Source organism: Collinsella aerofaciens (assembly GCF_040915425.1).
In the GTDB taxonomy this organism is placed as follows: domain Bacteria; phylum Actinomycetota; class Coriobacteriia; order Coriobacteriales; family Coriobacteriaceae; genus Collinsella; species Collinsella aerofaciens_BW.
On record NZ_JBCPDN010000117.1, the window covers coordinates 1 to 1,932 of the forward strand.

Annotated in this window: 2 protein-coding genes; both read right to left on the reverse strand. The window is 55.1% G+C overall.

The window, feature by feature from the left end; all coding sequences use genetic code 11:
* The coding region (locus tag AB5164_RS10090) for a restriction endonuclease subunit S (protein WP_438265629.1) at nt 1-1,095 on the reverse strand (1,095 nt) is incomplete at its 3' end.
* Nucleotides 1,096-1,932 (reverse strand): HsdM family class I SAM-dependent methyltransferase (locus AB5164_RS10095; RefSeq protein WP_368148082.1); only part of this gene is annotated, 837 nt, incomplete at its 5' end.

Genomic DNA, 1,932 nt, shown 5'->3' on the forward strand with positions numbered 1-1,932 from the left:
CCACTCCCAGCTCTCGGGTATCTCGAACGGGATCTCGTCCTCGATGCAGACGGGCTCGGACTCGCGGCCCCTGGCGTCCACCCTCTTCTCATAGCGGCGGCCATCGGAACCGGCGAAGATGATCGACTCACCGCCCTTCGGGGCCTTCATCTCCCCCTCGGCCACGAGCTGCCGGCGCTGCCCGCGGATGCGCTCCAGCAGAACGCCGGCGGGCTCGTCTGCGGGGTCCTGCGGCACGAGCCCTCCCTGAACCGCCAGCTGCAGCACCGACTTGCGCAGGCGGCCGGGCAGCGCGGCGTCGAGCTCCTCGCGGGCGTCCTCGAGCTCACCGTACTCCTCGACCAGGGGCATGAGCTCGTTCACCCGCTCGACGATGCGGCGCTGCTCGGCGAGAGGCGGAACTGGGACCAGAATGACGTTCAATGACTTCTGATTAGTCTTTGGCATTTTGACACGCGTATCACCCTTAAGCGTCTCCTCAGTGAAGAAATTGCTGAGGAGAACCGTGAGGACATATTCAGGTTGCAGCTTGGTGTTGAGCGGATACATATCCGCACTACACAGCCCATCAAAAGGGGCGATAACCGCCTTTCGAAGAGCTGGACGAATCTTCGAATAGAGAATCTGTCCTGCAGAGAACAGGTGATTGGCGCTCTTAACCTCGTCGGCCTTAACACTATGACAGAACAAGAGCTTTCCGGTGCCTTTTTGGATGTTGTCAGGCGCGATATGAGGAAAGTCCTGATATTTCAACGGGTCGACCAAACGCGCTGCAATTCCAATGACTTCACTAAATCTCGCCCAGGCCCAGCTTTCCGGAATCCCAAACGGAACCTCGTCCGCGATGCACTTGTCGCTCAGAACGCGTCCCTTAGTGTCCACGTGCTTCTCATAGGGGGAGCCATCGGAACCGATATAGATAATGCTCTCCCCGCCCTTCGGGAATTTAGCCTTACCCTCAGCAATAAGCTTATGCTTCTCTTCACGAATACGCTCAAGCAGGACGCTTGCAGGCTCATCACTCGGGTCTTGTGGAACGAGCTTTCCCTCAATCGCCATTTGCAGGATTGAGTTCTTCAGGTCTTTTGCCTTCATCTACGCCTCAATCCCAAGAATCTCGCAAATACGAGCAAGCTTCTGGTCAATCTCGGCATCGAGCTTAGCGCGCTCTTCTTTGTAGTTCCTGATCAGTTCGTCAGGCGGTAAGATCTCCTCTTCCTCGTGAGGATAGCCGCACACGTCAAAGTTAAAACCGCCGTCTCGCAACTCGTCAACCGTATAGTACTTGGCCTTGGGATTGCCGTCTTCCTCGATATCCCGACGGTTCTCCCACCATTCCTTTACAGGTGCAAAATGTTCGATCCTAATGGGCTTGGTCTTAGAGAAGTGTTTATACCCCTCGGGCATGTCCATGCGATAGAACCAAACGCCCTCAGAGGCCCCCGTATTATCGAAGAACAGAACGTTAGTAGTGATGCTCGTGTACGGAGCGAAAACACTCTGTGGAAGGCGCAAGACAGTATGCAAGTTCATGTCCTCAAGCAGGCGACGCTTGATCTCCGTCTTTGCACTATCCTGGCCAAAGAGAAAACCATCCGGAATGATAACAGCAGCGCGGCCGCCTCGCTTAAGACGATAAAGAATGAGTCCAAGGAATAGATCTGCGGTCTCGGAGCTACGGAGTGCAACAGGGAAGTTGTTTTGCACCGATGCACTCTCGGACCCGCCATAGGGCGGGTTCATAAGTACGACGTCAAACTGGCCGTCAGGCTTGTGCTTCCACTCGCGAACATCCTTCTCGAGAGAGTTATCGTGAAAGACTTCAGGATTATCGATATCGTGCAACAGCATGTTGGTCACGCACAGCAGGTAAGGGAGCTGCTTCTTCTCGATGCCGTAGACCGATCTTGCATAGAGTTCACGATCGGCTGG